Origin of the sequence: Pseudoalteromonas sp. Ld20 (assembly GCF_045064175.1) — a bacterium.
Lineage (GTDB): Bacteria > Pseudomonadota > Gammaproteobacteria > Enterobacterales > Alteromonadaceae > Pseudoalteromonas > Pseudoalteromonas neustonica.
In genome coordinates, this window is record NZ_JBISHB010000034.1 from 252,234 (window position 1) to 270,370 (window position 18,137).

At 39.4% G+C, this 18,137-nt stretch carries 15 protein-coding genes; 8 read left to right on the forward strand and 7 right to left on the reverse strand.

From position 1 onward, the window contains the following. Positions 1 to 230 precede the first annotated feature (230 nt). The 3 genes from ACJJVX_RS10995 to ACJJVX_RS11005 all read left to right on the forward strand — a co-directional run bounded on the left by ACJJVX_RS10995 (position 231) and on the right by ACJJVX_RS11005 (position 1,707). Positions 231 to 698 carry a hypothetical protein gene (locus ACJJVX_RS10995; protein WP_054205090.1) on the forward strand — a complete coding sequence of 156 codons (468 nt, stop codon included), beginning with the start codon at positions 231 to 233 and terminating at the stop codon, positions 696 to 698. Between the two features lie 10 nt (positions 699 to 708). Continuing rightward, on the forward strand, positions 709 to 1,089 hold the full coding sequence (locus tag ACJJVX_RS11000) for a hypothetical protein (protein WP_405631456.1): 381 nt from the start codon (positions 709 to 711) through the stop codon (positions 1,087 to 1,089). An 87-nt stretch (positions 1,090 to 1,176) separates the two neighbouring features. Then, on the forward strand, positions 1,177 to 1,707 hold the full coding sequence (locus ACJJVX_RS11005; protein WP_082355606.1) for a hypothetical protein: 531 nt from the start codon (positions 1,177 to 1,179) through the stop codon (positions 1,705 to 1,707). Between the two features lie 129 nt (positions 1,708 to 1,836). On the opposite strand, the gene ACJJVX_RS11010 is transcribed toward ACJJVX_RS11005, so the two are convergent. Further along, positions 1,837 to 1,977, reverse strand: coding sequence for a hypothetical protein (locus ACJJVX_RS11010; protein ID WP_157601493.1), 141 nt, complete (start codon positions 1,975 to 1,977; stop codon positions 1,837 to 1,839). Between the two features lie 410 nt (positions 1,978 to 2,387). Here ACJJVX_RS11010 and ACJJVX_RS11015 point away from each other — a divergent pair, with 410 nt between their 5' ends. Continuing rightward, positions 2,388 to 3,425 (forward strand): endonuclease/exonuclease/phosphatase family protein, encoded by a 1,038-nt coding sequence (locus ACJJVX_RS11015; RefSeq protein WP_054453350.1) that lies wholly within the window; start codon positions 2,388 to 2,390, stop codon positions 3,423 to 3,425. Positions 3,426 to 3,444: 19 nt separating this feature from the next. On the opposite strand, the gene ACJJVX_RS11020 is transcribed toward ACJJVX_RS11015, so the two are convergent. Together ACJJVX_RS11020 and ACJJVX_RS11025 are read right to left on the reverse strand one after the other, a co-directional pair. Then, positions 3,445 to 4,041, reverse strand: a complete 597-nt coding sequence (locus ACJJVX_RS11020; protein ID WP_054205093.1) for a rhomboid family intramembrane serine protease — start codon at positions 4,039 to 4,041, stop codon at positions 3,445 to 3,447. Positions 4,042 to 4,146: 105 nt separating this feature from the next. After that, a complete protein-coding gene (locus ACJJVX_RS11025; RefSeq protein WP_054205094.1) occupies positions 4,147 to 4,830 on the reverse strand; it encodes a type 1 glutamine amidotransferase domain-containing protein in 684 nt (227 codons plus the stop codon). Positions 4,831 to 4,974: 144 nt separating this feature from the next. Here ACJJVX_RS11025 and ACJJVX_RS11030 point away from each other — a divergent pair, with 144 nt between their 5' ends. Continuing rightward, complete coding sequence (locus ACJJVX_RS11030) at positions 4,975 to 5,892, forward strand: LysR family transcriptional regulator (RefSeq protein ID WP_054205095.1); 918 nt, start codon at positions 4,975 to 4,977, stop codon at positions 5,890 to 5,892. 13 nt (positions 5,893 to 5,905) lie between these two features. On the opposite strand, the gene ACJJVX_RS11035 is transcribed toward ACJJVX_RS11030, so the two are convergent. The 4 genes from ACJJVX_RS11035 to ACJJVX_RS11050 form a co-directional block, all read right to left on the reverse strand. After that, positions 5,906 to 6,640, reverse strand: coding sequence for a dienelactone hydrolase family protein (locus ACJJVX_RS11035; RefSeq protein ID WP_054205199.1), 735 nt, complete (start codon positions 6,638 to 6,640; stop codon positions 5,906 to 5,908). Positions 6,641 to 6,801: 161 nt separating this feature from the next. Then, positions 6,802 to 8,145 (reverse strand): glycerophosphodiester phosphodiesterase family protein, encoded by a 1,344-nt coding sequence (locus ACJJVX_RS11040; protein ID WP_054205096.1) that lies wholly within the window; start codon positions 8,143 to 8,145, stop codon positions 6,802 to 6,804. A gap of 80 nt (positions 8,146 to 8,225) precedes the next feature. Beyond that, a complete protein-coding gene (locus tag ACJJVX_RS11045) occupies positions 8,226 to 9,089 on the reverse strand; it encodes a carboxylate/amino acid/amine transporter (protein WP_054205097.1) in 864 nt (287 codons plus the stop codon). Positions 9,090 to 9,174: 85 nt separating this feature from the next. Further along, entirely contained in the window at positions 9,175 to 11,307 is a 2,133-nt protein-coding gene (locus ACJJVX_RS11050) for a M3 family metallopeptidase (RefSeq protein WP_054453287.1), read from the reverse strand. A gap of 921 nt (positions 11,308 to 12,228) precedes the next feature. Here ACJJVX_RS11050 and ACJJVX_RS11055 point away from each other — a divergent pair. The 3 genes from ACJJVX_RS11055 to ACJJVX_RS11065 all read left to right on the forward strand — a co-directional run bounded on the left by ACJJVX_RS11055 (position 12,229) and on the right by ACJJVX_RS11065 (position 18,072). Continuing rightward, a complete protein-coding gene (locus ACJJVX_RS11055; RefSeq protein ID WP_054205100.1) occupies positions 12,229 to 13,098 on the forward strand; it encodes a mechanosensitive ion channel family protein in 870 nt (289 codons plus the stop codon). A 231-nt stretch (positions 13,099 to 13,329) separates the two neighbouring features. Further along, positions 13,330 to 14,964, forward strand: a complete 1,635-nt coding sequence (locus ACJJVX_RS11060) for a methyl-accepting chemotaxis protein (protein WP_342883355.1) — start codon at positions 13,330 to 13,332, stop codon at positions 14,962 to 14,964. A gap of 816 nt (positions 14,965 to 15,780) precedes the next feature. Next, complete coding sequence (locus tag ACJJVX_RS11065) at positions 15,781 to 18,072, forward strand: TonB-dependent receptor (RefSeq protein ID WP_405631461.1); 2,292 nt, start codon at positions 15,781 to 15,783, stop codon at positions 18,070 to 18,072. Positions 18,073 to 18,137: the final 65 nt, after the last annotated feature.

Sequence of the window (18,137 nt, forward strand, 5' to 3'; positions counted from 1 at the left end):
GAATTAAAAACGATTTAGGCAAGGCATTGATTGCAAATAATAGTGGTTCTATTGTTAAAATCAATAACGCAGTATAAATCGCTTTTAAACCAACCCGTTGGGCGTTTCACAGGGACTTACTCTCATCGTTGTTCCTTCTTAAAAGGGATTGCCATTGTTTCAAAGTAACGCCTTGATATTAAGCCCCTGTGAAACGCTGAATTCTGCATCTTGAGGTGGTTTGGGTATATATGTACAAAAGCTTGTTCACGATCATCGTTAGTTTATTGTTTATTTCGGGATGTGCGCAAAGAACTATCGATATAAATGACGATAAAGGCAATATAGTCGGCGGATGTACAGCAGGTTTTGATTGGCATTTTTATGGCCTACACGATTCGATTGATTATGTTTTGTATGAATGTGCAGAAGATGCTGTTGCAAAAGGATATATAATCTCGGATAAAAGATTGCTCACCCTCGATTTTACATTACCAGATCCGCCTGAAGGTCAACGGTGGAATAAAAAATTAGCAATGCAGCACTTTCATAATGACAAAATAACAGAAAGGAAATTAGGCTATATTCTTGCTGATATAGAAACTAAATACATAAAAATTGTATGGCCTGCTGAGGACGATTTAGCCAGTGGGAAAATAACCCTGTCCGAATTTAATAAAATAGTGAAAGATGCCAAATATAATTGGCTTGGTGAATAAAGGTGTTTTCATGTTGAGTCTTTTTTTAGCTTTGCCTATTCATTACGGTGTTATTAAATCATGTAGTGATGACACAATTGTAAAGCTTAATGCTCCTTTAGTTGAAGTGATTTATGTTAATAGTAAAACGGCTATTTTTAATCACGATTTCTTACATTTACGTTGCCCTATGCCTGCTGCATGCAGCGTTACTAACACATTCGCTGAACTAGAGTTTAATGTTACAAAAGACGGAGTGATAGATGGCCTTAAATTCCTGAATTTTGAAGAAAAAAGCATGCATGCTCGATGTATGAAAAAAGCGTTGCTTAAGGCTGAAGTGTCTGAATCTGCATATAATACAAAGGATAATAAAGTGACATTTACTTACACCATGTATATTAATAAATGAGCTAGGTAAGTAATTAAATTCGAATGATTTTTTATTAGTACGCTAAATTAATGGAGTATAGATATCAGCCCTAGCAGTCACTTTATAATGAGTTGGCTTTCATCAAACCTGATAAAGGGAAGGGTGAGAGAGCGACGTATAATTACGATTTCTGGTATAGCTCCAGATATAGACGGTGTTGGGTTGTTGATTGATCCAATTTTGAGGATGGCTGGGCACAGCTCAAATTTGTGGGGTGAATGGCATCATTCGCTACATAATTTAGGATTTTGCTTATTCGTTACGTGCATTGCGTATATAACTGCTAGCATCAATAAGTTTAAAGTAGCTTGTATGGCATTTTTGTTATTTCATTTACATCTAGTTTGCGACTTAATCGGATCTAAAGGTCCTGATGGATATCAATGGCCACTTTCTTACTTATCACCTTTTTCAGAGGTTGTAACTTTATCTTGGAAGTATCAGTGGGAACTTAACGCATGGCCGAACATTGCCATAGCTTTGGTCTTATACTTGGTGATGTTTAGGTGTATAAAATACAAAAAAAGATCACCATTTGAGATTATGTCTAAAAAAGCTGATGATGCATTTTTTCGTATTTTTGACAGATTTAAATAACAGTAGAAAGCTTTTCTGAGTAAACTCCAATCATTCAACATTTAGACTGAAATGAAAGCCGCATGGCAAGACTGGGTTTTCTTCTGGTTGCTTTAATTTGACCATGTTGTGCAACAATGAGCTCGCTTACTAGCGCGAATCCAACGCAATGCCAGTGCCTTGCGTGGTGCGGGTTAATTTGTTACCGCCACGATAGGATAACTCAAAAATTTTGCTTTCTTGCTCTTGGGTAATACCTTCATCATTATCTTGTATTTCCAGCTCAAGCATGTGTTTATGTTATACCCAAGCCATCTCAAGATACAGTTTCAGTTGGAATTAAAAGTGATTCAGGCAAGGCATTGATTGCAAATAATGGTTGCTCCCTTGTTAAAATTAATAACGCAGTATAAATCGCTTTTAAACCAACCCGTTGGGCGTTTCACAGGCGCTTACTTTCATCGTTGTTACTTCTTAAAAGGGATTGCCATTATTGCAAAGTAACGCCTCGATATTAAGCCCCTGTGAAACGCTGAAGTATGCATCTTGAGGTGGTTTGAGTATATAATTGTTTTCTAACTTTTAGGCGGGTGAACGTTATCAACAACAGTGAATTACAAACAAGTAATAACTCAGTACTTTTAGCTAGCAAAGATACGGTGGTGCTAAATAATACAGAGTTGAAAGTTGCGACGTTTAACCTGTTTAATTACCTTGAGCCGCCTAATGCGTTTTATGAATTTGAACGCATTTATACCGCACAGCAGTGGGCTAAAAAACAGCGCTGGATTAGTGATTATTTAAATCAGCAGCAACCTGATGTTATAGGCTTTCAAGAAGTGTTTAGTATTGATCCGTTAAAAGCGCTTATGCATAAGCAAGGTTATGCATATTTTGCAGTGATAGATGAGCCAGAAGTAATTGATGATTTTATTTATAAACGGCCAGTGGTCGCTATAGCCTCGCGCTTTCCAATTACAGAGGTCGGTGTTGTTCGACATGACAATGAACTTGCGCAAACGCTTGGTTTAGCAGCTGACTTTTCGTTTAGTCGCAAAGTACTCAGAGCCACGGTTGATTTACCGCACATTGGTAACACTGATTGTTATGTGGTGCACTTTAAATCTAAACGTTCGATGATTGAGGTTGAAGAACCAAACCAATTAGCGCCTGAGCAAAATATTATAGAGCATTTAAAAGCAACACTTGCTGGTGGCTGGGGCTCAACAATACAACGCGGAACAGAAGCTACATTACTGATGGTTGAAATGATAGCGCGGCGTGAGGCCACGCAAAACCCGATGCTATTAATGGGCGACTTTAACAATAACCTAGCCGATGGTGTATTAAGTCATTTGCTTACTGACTCATTACGATTTGCCCCTGCGTTTGATTGTCGTGCCTACCTTGCAAAATATTGTTTAAGTGATGCATGGGATTTGTATGTAAGGTCACTTGTAAATACGGGGGTTGCAAAAGAGGTGAGTGACAACATAGAACCTGAACCTCACCCCCCAAAAAAGCCACATCGTGTGCCAACACATTACTATGGGGCCAGCAGCTCAGTACTTGATTATATTTTACTGTCTTGTGAGTTTGATGCGAGTTTCCATGACAGTTTTTATGAAGTAAGTAATTACCACACCTATGACCGTCACTTGATAAACCCTGACTTTGAGCGTGATGACCAAAGCACCGATCACGCTGTAGTGATGGCTACACTAACGTTGCGTGCTTGATTTAGCATAGCCTGCCTATTCACAGCTTACGGCTGTTACTTTTTTTATCTTGTTTTGCAAAATAATAGCCAATAAATATTCCGGCAATGGCGCCAAATAGGTGGCTTTCAAACGATATATGCGGTCTTTGTGGCAATACACCCCAAATAAAACCACTATATAAAAACACAACGCATACACTAATCAAAATGGCTTTAAATGAACGGTGCATAATGCCGTAGCTAATTAAAAAGCCCCATAAACCGTAAAGTACCCCGCTTAAACCTACGTGTATATTTGCTCGACCAAATAGCCAAACCAGTAAACCACCAGTAAGTGCAGTAAAAACAAATACAGCCCAAAAGCGCTTTACACTGTACTGGCATACTAGCCAACCTAACACCGCAAAAGGGACCATATTACTTAATAGATGCACCCAACCACCATGTAGAAAGGGGGCAAAAAATATGCCTGTTAGCCCAGTTAAATTACGAGGATAGATCCCTAAACCATTTAAGTTAATACCGGGTACGCTATTGGCGATTTGCAGCAACGTGCATAATAAAATAATGCCTACAATGGCAAAACGTTTACTGGCTAAAGGAGGAATGCTCAAAGAGCTTTTTTTAGTTGGCATACATAAGCTTAAATTGAAAATGGATTTGCCAGAGTATACCCATCTTGATGCCTAAATGAAAAGCCCTACCCAGTGGGCAAGGCTTTGATGTAAGCTAAATTGAGTTTAACCTAACTTAGTTAATAACTTTTTAGCTGCAAGTTCAGAGCTGGCAGGATTTTGACCCGTGATAACAAGGCCGTCTTCTAATGCTAATACGCCCCAATCATCTGTTTTTTGATAATCGCCGCCTTTTTTGATTAACTCATCCTCGACTAAAAAAGGCACTATATCAGTCAGTTGGACTGCTGCTTCTTCGGTATTACTAAAGCCTGTCACTTTTTTACCCGCAACCAATGCATTACCATCAGCACCTTTAATATTTAGAAATGCAGCGCTGGCGTGGCATACTGCAGCAACAGGCTTTTGTGCTTTAATAAAATCTTCAATTAACGTAATCGAATCAGTGTTATCCACTAAATCCCATAATGGGCCGTGGCCACCCGGGTAAAATACGGCGTCATAATCGCTGGCATTTACTTCGCTAAGGACATGTGTGTTTGCCATTAACGTTTGTGCTGCACTGTCGTTGTCGTAACGTTTAGTTGCATCAGTTTGAAAGTCAGATAACGTGCTTGTTGGGTCTATCGGTGGCTGACCGCCTTGTGGTGATGCTAAGGTCACTTTTGCGCCAGCATCAATAAATGCGTAATAAGGGGCTGCAAATTCTTCTACCCAAAACCCTGTTTTTTCGCCTGTATTACCTAGCTCTGCGTGTGAGGTAAGTACCATAAGTATTTTTTTAGCCATAACGATATTCCTTCTGATGAATTGAATTATTAACTTAGCTTGTAGATAACTATATGCCCTGAGATATATTTAAACAACGATGGTAAATTTAACTTTATTGATTTAATAATTGATACAATTGTAAGGTTGAATTTAGGAGATGTTATGAAGGTATCGTTTGAGCAGTTAAAAAGTATGGTGGTATTTGCACAAATAGTGGAGCAGGGCAGCTTAACCGCAGCTGCAAAGCAATTAGGGTTAACCCGTACTGTGGCTAGTTATCACTTAAAAAAATTAGAAACTCAGCTTGAAGTAACCTTATTAAATCGCTCAACACGCACGATGGCATTAACCGAGGCTGGCATTGCTTATTATGAACGTTGTCGAATCATCACCGAGCAAGCCAATGCGGCAAATCTACAAATTGAAAACATTAAAAATGAACCTCAAGGGTTATTAAAAATAAGCTGTCCAGTAAATGTTGGCATGCAACTTATTGTGCCAGCAATTAATGCCTTTAAACGTCAATACCCTAAAATCAATATAGATCTACAGCTAACAGATGATGTGATTGATATTATTAAAAATGGTTTTGATTTTGCTGTAAGAGGTGTGTCGCTGAGCGACTCAAATTTACAGGCAACTAAGCTCACGACAATGAGTACATGTATTTGTGGTTCGCCAGATTATTTTGCCCACTTTGGTAAGCCTAAAACGCCAGAGCAATTAAGCGAGCATCAATGGGTGGTGTATCAGCTTGGCAGTAAAACCTTAACCCTTAAAAAAGACGGTAAAAAACACAGTCTCACAATGCAAGGCGGTTTAAGTACAAATAATGCCGCTGCGCGTACTGCCTTTGTTGAAGCCGGCCACGGCATTGGGCGGATCCCACTTTATGATGCATGGCCTAAAGTACAAGCTGGGCTATTAGAAATTGTACTGGATGAATATAAAAGTAAAGACATTGAGCTTTATGGTGTGTTTCCGCCAGGCGGCGCGGGTTCTAAAAAGCTACGATTGTTTATCGATTATTTAAAAGATTACTTTGTAAAAAAGCATACCGCATTGGGTATGCAATTTTAAAAGTGTTTTAACCTTACAAAGTGCGGCTAAATAACGCAACAGCTTGCTGATACATGGCAATAGCAAGGGCTGGGTCATAACGCTCGCCTTCATCACGCATAAAGGCATGCTGGGCGTTTACTTCTTGCCACTGGTAATTAATACCGCTAGTTACAGCGTGTTGATAAATTTTAGCACGTCCTTCTTTTGGCACATGTGGGTCTTGCTTGCCCCAAATAAAGTGAATCTCACCTTGGATATCCTTCATGCGTTCAAACGAGTTATTGCCTGCTTTTGCAGGTAATGTGTCGCTATGAATGTCAGTAGCGTATAAGCAAAAAGCGGCTTTAATGGCAGGATTAAGCGCAGCTCTGTAGGCTAAATGGCCACCAATGCATACACCCATCGCGCCGACAGCACCGGTGCAGTAATTTTGAGTTTGTACAAAGTTTATCATCGCGTGAGTATCGCTGTCGTGTGACTCTAATGGCTTAGCCCATTTATCAGCGTTCCCTTTATCTTTACCTGCATCGTCATAAGCAAGCACAGTACCAAGCGGATTCAACTCATGGAATACCTCAGGCACTAACACAACAAAACCATGACCTGCTAAAAGTGCGGCACTGCGTGCAATTGGTGCGGTTTGTTGAAATATTTCAGAGTAAAAAATAATGGCGGGAAACTGGCCACCGGCCTGTGGACGGTACACGCTGGTGCGCATAATACCTGTGTCTGTTGCGATATCATGGCTGTGATGTTGAATGATCATAATGTGCCTTTTATGCCAATTTAATACAATTGGTAAACTTAAATTTTGCTTATAATAACGCACAGTGAGTCAGTGGACGAGTGTGTGGCCTTGAAAAATATGCGAGCCCAACATAATGTTGGACTCGGTGATAATTTGAATAACCTTAACTTGGGCTAAAGTTAAATACTCGCAGGCATTTTTTTACAGCTTGCGTAGTAGCTGACTGTTGCTGGCCAATCTGAAAATATACCAATAACACCTACATCTTGTGCAAGCACGTCAACAACATTCATCATATCGCCATCGTTATTGATCACATCCGTAATGGATTGATAATAATAACCACCGCCATTTTCAAGTGGCCCCGAGCGCTCCAAACTCCAAGTAATTATATTTAACCCCGCTGCTTTGGCATTAACTGCATATTTGGAGGGAACGATTTTTTGGTCACTATTAATGCTCAGTAGCATCCATATTGGCGGTGCAATAATTTTAACGCCCTGATTCACAAGCTCAGCCATGCTAGGTTGCCAAGTATCTGCATTATTAGGGTCAAAGCCCGCATTGCTATCTCGTCCATCGAGGTAAACACTTCTGTCTGCAAATTCAGGGTTTGTATTAATCCAATATTTAACATCTTCAAGGTTGAATGACTGCGGGTAAACACGGCTAGGTTCAACATTAAGTTGCGTGTATTCATCCAGCATTTTTTGCGCGTATTGCATTTGGGTAAAACCATTAAATGGCATACTTACCTGAGGGGCTTTAAGTTCTGGTGTCATTTTAACGCCTAACTCTTTAAACAGTTCAATACTTTGTTTATGCGTTAATAATGTACCGTGTGCGCTGTATAAATCCGTGCGCCAACTCGGTGTGCCTTGCAGATATTGTGCAACTGTTGTGGCCTTGCTATTCGCGCCATCCATTTTACCTTCAAGGGTTAAAAACTCAGCTAATGAAATATCACTGGTACAACACTTTGCAGAGGCTGCGATATCGTTTACAGGATCGGCAGGTGTGAAAGGCACATTGCACTTAGCGGCAAGTTCAGGAATAGCTAAAATGTTTGTGGTGGTGTGTAAATCACATTGAGAATGACGACAAACCAGTTCTTTATCGTTGGTGAATGTAACATCACACTCCACAATACCAGCTCCCATACGAGCAGCTGCAATATAAGATTCTTTGGTGTGCTCAGGGTATTGCATTGGTGCACCGCGGTGACCTATTGAAAAATCAGTGCGGTAAAAAGGCCCTTCGCTGCAACTGGCCAGTTGTTCTTTTAGCGGACTTTGTTGCATATCATTAATAAGAAAATAAGGGCGTGTGCCCAGTTGAATATCTGGCGCTGCACCTTCAGGTACTTTGACAATAATAGGCGTAGGGACTTCAACAATCTTAAGCTGGGTGTTTTCGACAACGATTTCTTTGTCGACGATTTTAATATCATCATCACAACCTGACAATGCAATTAATACCGCGCTAAATAATGCCAAGCCAATAAAAGGGGCTGCATGCTTCATTTTTTATTCCACTAATTAATTAAAAACGATTGGGGTGTCGATATCTACCTAGAGTAATTACTTTTAGTGACAGTTTTAGGTCAGTACTTAGGTGTTGCCGATTTTTTATCTAGATACTGATTAAGCACGAGTGCCAATAAAATGATCGCACCACCTAGGCTGAGTTTTATAATATCGGCGTCGCGATTCCAAATTACAACATTAACTAAAATACCAGCGGGAATAAGTACGTTATTCATTACGGCAAGCGCCCCAACATTGACAAGTGTTGCGCCTTTATTCCATGCAAAATAACCTACCCCAGAAGCAACAATACCCAGATAAATTAATACACCCCATTGAGTTGTAGTGGTGGGAAGTTTTTCAGTGTTACCAAATAAGGCAAAGCAGATACTAGCGACAATAAGCGCGCCTATAAAGAACCAGCCAAATACGGTTTGGTGTGCAATGTTACTATCGCGCATTAAGCGTTTATAGGTCACTTGCCCGGTGGCAAAGCATAGATTTGCGCCTTGGACTAACAATAGGCCAAGTATAAAGTCTTCATCGATACCTTGATAACGAATGGCAATAGCACCTGCAATTGCAAGCAGTGCGACAGCAAAAAATTGTGGATTAAAATGCCGCTCAATCGCGTCATTTAATAAGGTGATGTAAAGCGGGGTCATTACTGTAAATAGTAATACTTCTGGCACGCTTAAGTATAAAAATGAATGATAATAAAAGCTGTACATAACTCCAAGCTGCACAGCGCCAATGAGCATTAGCTTTACGATCAACTGGCTGGGAATTTGTTTAAACTTTAAAAAGGGTAAAAATACAACTGTTGCTAAGGCTACACGCATTAATACGCTAAACCAGGCATCAACTTGGCCGGCAAGGTACACACCAATTAAACTAAACGAAAAGGCCCAAAGTAGGGTGACTGCAAAAAGGTAGATCATTATGATTTTTAGGTATTGTGGAAAAAAGCCACTATAACAAAAAAGCCCGCATCAGTATGCGGGCTTTTGGTTTACGTGTGCTTTATTACTCAACTAAACCACGGCGCTTTAATAACGCGTCAGTTGTTGGTTTTTGACCACGGAATTCAATGTAACTTTGCATTAAATCGCGGCTGTTACCTTTTGAAAGGATCTCTTTACGGAAGTTATCGCCGTTTTTACGGGTTAGACCACCTTGCTCTGTCATGTGTGCAAATGCATCAGCTGCAAATACTTCAGTCCAAAGGTAAGCGTAGTAACCTGCAGAGTAACCACCAGCAAATGTGTGGCTAAAGTAGCAAGACTTATAGCGTGGCGGTACCGGGTAGTAAGCAATACCATGCTTTTCAAGTGCATCATGCTCAAACTTTTGTACGTCAGTTACAACTTTATCAGCACCGAATGAATGCCATTCCATATCAAGTAATGCCGCCGCTAAATACTCAGTTGTACCAAAACCTTGGTTGAAGTTTTGTGACTCAAGTACTTTATCCAATAATTCTTTTGGAATTGGCTCACCCGTTTTGTAATGCTTAGCGTAGTTAGCAAGTACTGTTGGTTCAATATTCCAATCTTCATGTGCTTGTGAAGGAAACTCAACAAAGTCACGTGCTGTTGCAGTACCCGCTAGGCTTGGGTACTTAACGTCTGAGAATAAACCGTGCGCCGCATGACCAAACTCATGAAACATAGTGGTTACTTCAGAGAACGTCATTAATGTTGGTTGACCTTCTGCAGGTTTTGGTATGTTTTGCGCGTTATAAATAACAGGTTTAGTGCCTTTTAAGCCACTTTGACCAACGTATGCGCTCATCCAAGCACCGCCACGTTTACCTTCACGTGCATATGGGTCCATGTAGAATAAACCAATTGCACTGCCATCTTCGTTAAATACTTCAAATACCATTACATCTTCATGATATACCGGTAAATCATTACGTTCTTTGAAAGTGATACCGTATAGTTTTTCCATTGCGAAGAACATACCGTTATGGATCACTGATTGCATTTCAAAGTAAGGTTTAACAAGCGCTGGATCTAGGTCGTATTTCGCTTGGCGAACTTTTTCAGAGTAGTAAGCCCAATCCCACGGTTGTAGCTCAAATTTTTCGCCTGATGCTTTGATCACTTTTTGAATTTCAGCTGCTTCAGCCTTTGCTTTGTCTACAGCTTTTGGTGCTAAGTCATCTAAAATGCCGTACACGTTCTCAGTGGTTTTAGCCATACGCGTAGTCATTACATAAGATGCCCAATCTTTGTAACCAAGCAGCGCCGCTTTTTGTGCGCGTAAGTTGGTTTCTTTGATGATGATAGGGCCATTTGTATCTTGTGCACGTGTAGATGACGCTTTAAATACGCGTTCACGTAGTTTACGGTTTTCTAGGCTGCTCAAAATAGGTTGTTGCGTGGTATTTACAAGGGTGATCATGTAACCCTCTTTACCTGCTTTTTTAGCCGCAGCCGCTAAGCTTTCGATGTGACCATCAGAAAGGCCCGCTAATTCACTTTTATCAGTAACAAGTACAACGTCTTCTTTAAACGATTTTAATACGTTTTGTGAAAAAGCAGTTGATAGTTTTGCAAGCTCAGCATTGATCTCACGCATTTTAGTTTTTTGCGCTTCATCTAATTTTGCACCAGCATTAACAAATTTAGTGTAGTAAAATTCAACAAGACGTTGATCTTCTGCGTTTAAACTAGCTTTGTTGTTATTGATTTTTTCAACACGTGCAAATAATGCTTTATTTAAATAAATATCATCAGAATGTGCAGATAGCACAGGTGCCATTTTTGCTGCAATGCGTTGGTACTCATCATCAGAGATCAAACCTGATAAGTTATAAAAAGCAGTTGATACACGATCAAGTAGTTCACCTGATAGCTCTAACTCAACAAGTGTATTAGCAAAGGTTGCAGGTTCTGGATTATTTGCAATTGTCGCAATTTGTGCTGTTTGTTGCGCAATACCCGCGTCAAAAACGGGTTCGTAATCTTTAGTGCCAAATTTATCAAATTCTGGCGCCATATATTGTAATGGGCTTGGCTTCATCAATACGTTATCAACGGCGACGGTTTGCACTTCGCTCGCTTGTTCTGTGGTTTGTTTTGTTTCTTGTGAACCACAAGCAGATAATAGTACTGCACTAGCAATCGTTGTTGCTATTAAGGTCTTACGCATGAGAACTCCGTTAAATGAAAATAGATAGCGTGGGTATACCAAAATCACCTAAATTCTGAATTTTAAGGTGACTTGGGTATTTAACTTCCATAAGTTAACAAATTTTCATGTATATACAATCAAGTTTATCGATTTAACGGGGGGATTGAGCGCAAAAAGCACGTTTTGTAGATAAAAAAGTCAAAATAAAAGAACCACTTTATTATCGATGTAACAATAAAGCGGCAATTAGGTTGGACTGGATGGAAAAGACACTGTGTGTGGCAAAATTAGTTGTAACCTAATACAAACTTTTTTCGCTACTAAAGCTGGGTGGTTGTTCGTGGCCAAATTCTTTATTAATTAAATTTAGCGTATTTTCTTGTTCGGCCAATAAACATAAAATTTTATTGCGGTACTCAAGGCTCGATTCAAATAAGTTCATATCAACGAGTGGCTGCAAAGTGGCTAATTTTTGATTTAAGGTTAGGGCGTGTTGACCTTTTGTTATTGATTTTGCAGCAGTATGTTTGGTATTTAGGCAAGGCAGTGCCTATGCAGTGTGGTTGTTCCTCATAAATAGGCGATAACGCAGTATAAATGCCAAACATGCGCTGCCCAAAGGGTTCTTTCTAGGGGCGATTGACTCTTTTGTTGCTCGATTTTTACTTAGCCCACTAGGTTACAAACCTCGCGCCGCGATTAAATCACCCCTAGATTGAACAAATTTCAATCCACAAAGGTCAACACGCCCTAATTGTGACATTAATCTCTCCTGATACTCATTAAAGCTATTATTATTTATATAGCACTGACTGTGAGTGAATGTTAATAATTTGTTCATAAAGTGCGTTGTGCGCATTTAACTTCTCCTTAAAACTCATTATGACGTGCTAAACTTAGCGAACACTGAACACATTTATTATTTTTTGCGGAAGCCGTATGACCTTAGAACAAATTTATCATTACTTATCTTTTGTGCTTTTTAGCTACGGAGAGGTCAATATTACAGTGGCGAAAGTTATTCAAGTGCCACTGATTATTTTTGCAATGTGGTTTTTGGTAACACGCATCGGACGACTTATTAAAAAAACCTTGTTAGCGCGAAAAATGAGCCCCGATGCGGTGCTTTTATTTACGCGTATTTATTTAGTGCTAAGTATCGCGATTTTAATTTTTACCTCGCTCGAGGTTCTCAATATCCCGCTTACCGCATTTGCTTTTGTCTCTGGTGCCATTGCCATTGGTGTGGGTTTTGGTGCACAAAACATTATTAATAACTTTATTAGCGGCTGGATATTAATGTGGGAACGCCCAATTCGTATAGGTGATTTTTTAGAAGTCGGAGATGCAAAAGGCGTTGTTGAAACCATAAATACGCGCTCTACGCGAATTCGCCGTAACGATGGTGTGCATATGCTGATCCCTAACAGCCAGCTTTTGGAAAATACGGTAACCAATTGGACGTTAATTGATCGCAACGCGCGCTCTTCAGTCAGTGTTGGTGTTGCGTACGGTTCGGATGTATTACTCGTTGAACGGCTAATAAAACAAGTTTTAAAAGAACATTCAGCGATATTACCTGCCCCAAGTTCATCAGTTTTACTTGATGACTTTGCTGATAGTTCACTTGTTTTTAATGCTATTTTTTGGGTTTGTGCTGAATCTGAGAGTATGCTGCGTCAAGTCCGAAGTGATATTCGTTTTAGTATTTATAAAATATTTGCAGAGCATGAAGTAACCATTTCATTTCCACAACGTGATATTCATATTGATGGGGAAATCGCACTAATGCGTAAGCGCTCTTTATAAACCTAATTCATCTTATTAACAAAAAGAGGAATTCGCAATGTTCCTCTTGCAGTTACATTTCTTTACAATTAACGCCACTGTAAAAGATAATTATTATCAATACGTTAAGCCACTGTTTATATTTTAAGGTTGCTAAAAGGCTATGCGTCTATATTAAATGTTCTATAAAAGGGTACAATTGCGTGCTTAATGAGAGTTTTTACTCTGTGTCGTCATTAATCCGGAATACCCATGAAACTGCTAACCAACTGTTTAAATAACTTAAAAGTATCCGCTAAACTTCGTCTCATAATTATTTTTGCCAGCTTAATTATTTTGATTTTACAAATACACAATGCCTATGATTTAAAAGACCGTATGCTCATTGAGCGTAAGAATAGTGCTCAATTATTAGTTGATAGTATAGAAAGTCAATTTAAAGCTCTTGAGAGTAATTTTGAGCTTACTGAACAAGCACGTAATGATGAAATTAAGCGTTTAGTTAAACAAGCAAGTTACGGGCAAAGTGGTTATTTTTTCTTGTTTGATCTTAGCGGTAAGATGGTTATGCATCCCATAAAACCACAATTAAATGATTTATCGATGACTACACATGAAAAGCCTTTTATCGCGTCTGCATTTACGCAATTTGTAAAAATGGCTCGCCTGTATAACCAGGGCTTTGTCTATTATCAATGGCCAAAACCAGGATCTGTAGAACTTGAACAAAAAACTTCATTTGTAAAACGTTTAGGTAGTGGGCAATGGGCTATTGCTACAGGTATTTACTTAGATGATATTGAAGAGGAGTTTAATGAACAGCTCAAAATAAGTTTAATAAGTACATTTGGCTCTATAGTGGTTCTGGTTTTATTAGGTTTATACATAGCCCGAAATATTACTAAACCGCTTGCTAAGCTAACTTATTCAATGAGTGAAATTGCTGCAAATAAAGATCTCACAATTAGTTTAAAAAGCGATGGTAAAGATGAGCTCTCAATCATGGCGTGCGCCTTTAACAATATGAATAATGACTTCAAAGATGTGTTAAGTGTGATTAATGGCAACACCAGTACACTTGCCTCACAGGCTGAAGAATTAGCATGTGTGACGAGTCAAATACAAGTGGGTATTGCTGAACAAAAAGAACAAACCGTTCAGGTTGCAAATAACATAGCATCACTAAGCACACAAGCTCATTCAATCACCCAACAAACAGCGTTGAGTTTACAAACGACAAAAGATGTTGAGTTGCTCAGCAAACAGGGCTTGAAACATGTTGAGGATAATTTTAACTCCATTACACAAGTTGCAGGCAATGTTGAGCAAGCACAATTGGCTGTATTAGAGTTGCAAACAGCATCAGAGCAAATTGGTGATATTTTAAATGTCATTAGACAGGTGGCAGAACAAACTAACTTATTAGCATTAAATGCAGCAATTGAAGCCGCGAGAGCGGGTGATCAAGGTCGTGGTTTTGCGGTTGTTGCTGATGAAGTAAGAACGCTCGCTAAACGTACTCAAGAGTCGACAGGGAGTATTCAACTAATGATTGAGCAACTTCAAGCAAGAGTGGGGTTAACCGTTGAGCAAATGCAACAAGCCCATTCTGCAACTCAATATGGGTTATCTGTGAGTCACGAGTGTACACAAACATTACAGCAAATAGACGAAGCTGTGCATGTTTTATTTACAATAAGCGAAGACATTGCATTAGCAACGAATGATCAACAAAAAGCAATGACCAGCATAGGTAGCAATATTACAGAGATATCAGCGATTGCAGAGCAAACTGAATTAGGTGCAAAGCATACACATCAATCAAGTGAGCAGTTAAGTGAGATGTCGCAAAAACTCAACGGGTTAGTTGGCGAGTTTAAATTATAAATAATATATCCCTTTTCAGGTTGGCATTAATTCAGCCAACCTGAAAAGTGTTTTTATCGCATTTTATACCCAAGCCACCTCAAGATGCATAATTCAGCGTTTCACAGGGGCTTAATATCAAGGCGTTACTTTGCAACAATGGCAGCCCCTTTTAAGAAGTAACAACGATGAGAGTAAGTGCCTGTGAAACGCCCAGCGGGTTGGGTTAAAAGGGATTTATACTGCGTTACTTTTATAAGGGATTGATTTTAAAAGGGAACAGCCATTATTTGCAATCAATTCCTTGCCTAAATCGCTTTTAATTCCAACGACGCTCGTATCTTGATGAGGCTTGGGTATATCGAAACTAAAGTCCTCATTAATCTATAACTTAAAATATGCACACTTCAATTATTGGTATAGAGGAAGTAAGGATAAATCAAATCGTATTCAGCGTAAATAATGCGTACCTAAATTTACAATGCAAATAGTTATTAAATAGATCTGCGGGATTCCCTACAATTTTTAACTCGATAGTTGATAGGACATATGTCCGCATAAAATAAAAATAATTGCATAAAGTGTCCTAAGTTCGCTTAACTTGTCGGTATTTGTTGTAAAAACTTTATTTTATTGTACATATTTATGCAGCAAAACTGTCATACAGTGTTATAATCTTCAGCGTTCGTTCAGCCTCTTTACTTCGTTTTGCACTCTCGACAAAGAGGTCCGCGCAGCTTACTGCAAGGCGCGAAAAATTGGCCGAGCCCGCCGAGTGAATTTGGCGCAACACCCCAACCGTTGAACAAGAGTGCATACAAAAGGTTAAACCCCGACATGAAAGCAATGAAAAGATCTACGTTAGCAACCCTAATTAATGCAACGTTGTTCTCTGCTGTAGCAGGTACTTCATTTTCAACTCTTGCTGCTGAGCAAACGCCAGCTGCTGAGAAAAACAACCAATTAGAAGTTATTCAAATCACCGCGCGTAAGCGTGTAGAAAATGCACAGGAAGTCCCTGTTGCTGTTTCTGCGTTACAAGGTGACAGCTTAGATGCCTACAGCTCTGCAGGTATGGACATTCGTTTTATGAATGCGAAAATTCCAAGCTTATCAATTGAGTCTTCATTTGGTCGTTCATTCCCACGCTTTTATGTTCGTGGCTTAGGTAATACCGATTTTGATTTAAATGCTTCACAACCTGTTTCGTTAGTTGTTGATGAAGTTGTGCAAGAAAATGCTATTTTAAAAGGCTTTCCTGTTTTTGATGTGGCGCGCGTAGAAGTTTTACGTGGTCCTCAAGGTACTTTGTTTGGTCGTAATACACCGGCAGGCCTTGTTAAGTTCGACACAGTAAAACCAGGTCAAGAATTTGATGGCTATGGCTCAGTTTCTTACGGTAGTCTAGGTGCTGTTGATTTTGAAGGTGCAGTAGGTGGGTCATTAACAGATCGCTTATCAACACGAGTTTCAGTACTTTGGCAAAATAAAGACGATTATATCGATAATCGTGCACCTGGTTTTGAACAAAAAGATGTCCTTGGCGGTTACACTGATAAAGCAGCGCGTATTCAGTTTTTATATGAAGGCGACGACTTTACTGGTTTATTTAACTACCATGTACGCGACATGATTGGTTCACCAATTGCTTTTCGCGCCAATGTTATTGAAAAAGGCTCAAATGAGCTTGTTGATAATTACGAACATGATGTGATTTATCAAGATGCAGTATCACGTGCTGTTCAGCATGTAGAATCTCAAGGTGCAAGCTTAAAGCTTGAGTGGGATCTTGCTAATCATACTATTACGTCTATCTCAGCATGGGAAAGTGCAGAGATTTTCTCTCGTGCAGACATCGATGGCGGTTACGGTGGCTATAAAGTTGATGGTCAAGACGCGCCAATGGGCCCTGGTTTTATACCTTTTAGCTCAGAAAGTGCTGATGGTATTCCTGAACATGATCAATATACTCAAGAACTTCGCTTATCGAGTAACTTTTCAGGTGATGTAAATTACCAAGTAGGTGTGTTCTATTTTGATGAAGCACTGACTATTGAAAACTACAGCTTTGACACGTCTGCAAATGGCAAGTTAAATGGCTATGTATTACAACAACAAGACACTAAAGCATGGGCTGTGTTTGGTTCTGTTGACTACACTATCTCAGATGACTTAAAAGTTACTGCTGGCCTTCGTTATTCAGATGACGATAAACAATTCTCTGCAAATCGTACTTTAAGCCCAATTGGTGGCGGTGCGTTATCTTTAACTGAAGATTTAAATGATGATCATATCAGCTGGGATATTTCAACAAGCTATAAAGTGAATGATGATGTTAACTGGTATACGCGTATTGCTAACAGTTTTCGTGCACCAAGCGTACAAGGTCGTATCTTATTTGGTAATGAAGTGACTGTTGCTAAATCAGAAACTGTGACATCTTATGAAACAGGTATTAAGTCTGATGTGCTAGATGGCCGTGGTCGTGTTAACGCAACTATCTTCTATTTCCAAATGGATGATCAACAATTAACTGCTGTTGGTGGTGGTGCAAACTTTAATCGCTTGATTAATGCTGATAAAACGACTGGTTACGGTTTTGAGCTGGATACAGAGTGGGTATTAACAGATGAGTTAAATGCTACATTCAATTTAAGTTACAATAAAACTGAACTTGATGATAACGATTTAGCTGTTGCTGTGTGTGGGCAATGCACTGTTACAGATCCTACTTTCCAAGTACCAGGCCCATTTGGTCCTGAGGACCGTGCAATTTTAGATGGCAATAACTTACCGCATGCACCAGAGTGGATTTCTAACATAACGTTACGTTATACGAAAGAACTTGCTGATGGTGACTTCTTTGCATATGCCGACGTTTCGTACCGTAGCAAAATTGACTTTTTCTTATATGAGTCAGTTGAGTTTGAAGGTAAAGCATTGTTAGAAACGGGCCTACGCGCTGGTTATAACTGGTCAGAAGGCGATTATGAATACGAAGTTTCAGGATTCGTGCGTAATATGTTTAATGAGCAACAAGCAATCGGTGCTGTCGACTTCAATAACAACACAGGTATGGTTAATGAAGAGCGTTACATTGGCGCTGAATTTAAAGTTAAGTTTTTCTAAGCTTTTAGTAATCTGATTATAAAGCCCGCTTCTTAGCGGGTTTTTTCGTTTATATTGAAAAGCTT

Coding starts and splice junctions, on each gene's coding strand:
- ACJJVX_RS11025 (WP_054205094.1), bottom strand. CDS start 4,830: ATGGCTAAAAAAATACTTATGGTACTTACCTCACACGCAGAGCTAGGT.
- ACJJVX_RS11040 (WP_054205096.1), bottom strand. CDS start 8,145: ATGAAGCATGCAGCCCCTTTTATTGGCTTGGCATTATTTAGCGCGGTA.
- ACJJVX_RS11030 (WP_054205095.1), top strand. CDS start 4,975: ATGAAGGTATCGTTTGAGCAGTTAAAAAGTATGGTGGTATTTGCACAA.
- ACJJVX_RS11065 (WP_405631461.1), top strand. CDS start 15,781: ATGAAAGCAATGAAAAGATCTACGTTAGCAACCCTAATTAATGCAACG.
- ACJJVX_RS10995 (WP_054205090.1), top strand. CDS start 231: ATGTACAAAAGCTTGTTCACGATCATCGTTAGTTTATTGTTTATTTCG.
- ACJJVX_RS11010 (WP_157601493.1), bottom strand. CDS start 1,977: ATGCTTGAGCTGGAAATACAAGATAATGATGAAGGTATTACCCAAGAG.
- ACJJVX_RS11000 (WP_405631456.1), top strand. CDS start 709: ATGTTGAGTCTTTTTTTAGCTTTGCCTATTCATTACGGTGTTATTAAA.
- ACJJVX_RS11005 (WP_082355606.1), top strand. CDS start 1,177: ATGAGTTGGCTTTCATCAAACCTGATAAAGGGAAGGGTGAGAGAGCGA.
- ACJJVX_RS11050 (WP_054453287.1), bottom strand. CDS start 11,307: ATGCGTAAGACCTTAATAGCAACAACGATTGCTAGTGCAGTACTATTA.
- ACJJVX_RS11035 (WP_054205199.1), bottom strand. CDS start 6,640: ATGATCATTCAACATCACAGCCATGATATCGCAACAGACACAGGTATT.
- ACJJVX_RS11055 (WP_054205100.1), top strand. CDS start 12,229: ATGACCTTAGAACAAATTTATCATTACTTATCTTTTGTGCTTTTTAGC.
- ACJJVX_RS11045 (WP_054205097.1), bottom strand. CDS start 9,089: ATGATCTACCTTTTTGCAGTCACCCTACTTTGGGCCTTTTCGTTTAGT.
- ACJJVX_RS11020 (WP_054205093.1), bottom strand. CDS start 4,041: ATGCCAACTAAAAAAAGCTCTTTGAGCATTCCTCCTTTAGCCAGTAAA.
- ACJJVX_RS11060 (WP_342883355.1), top strand. CDS start 13,330: ATGAAACTGCTAACCAACTGTTTAAATAACTTAAAAGTATCCGCTAAA.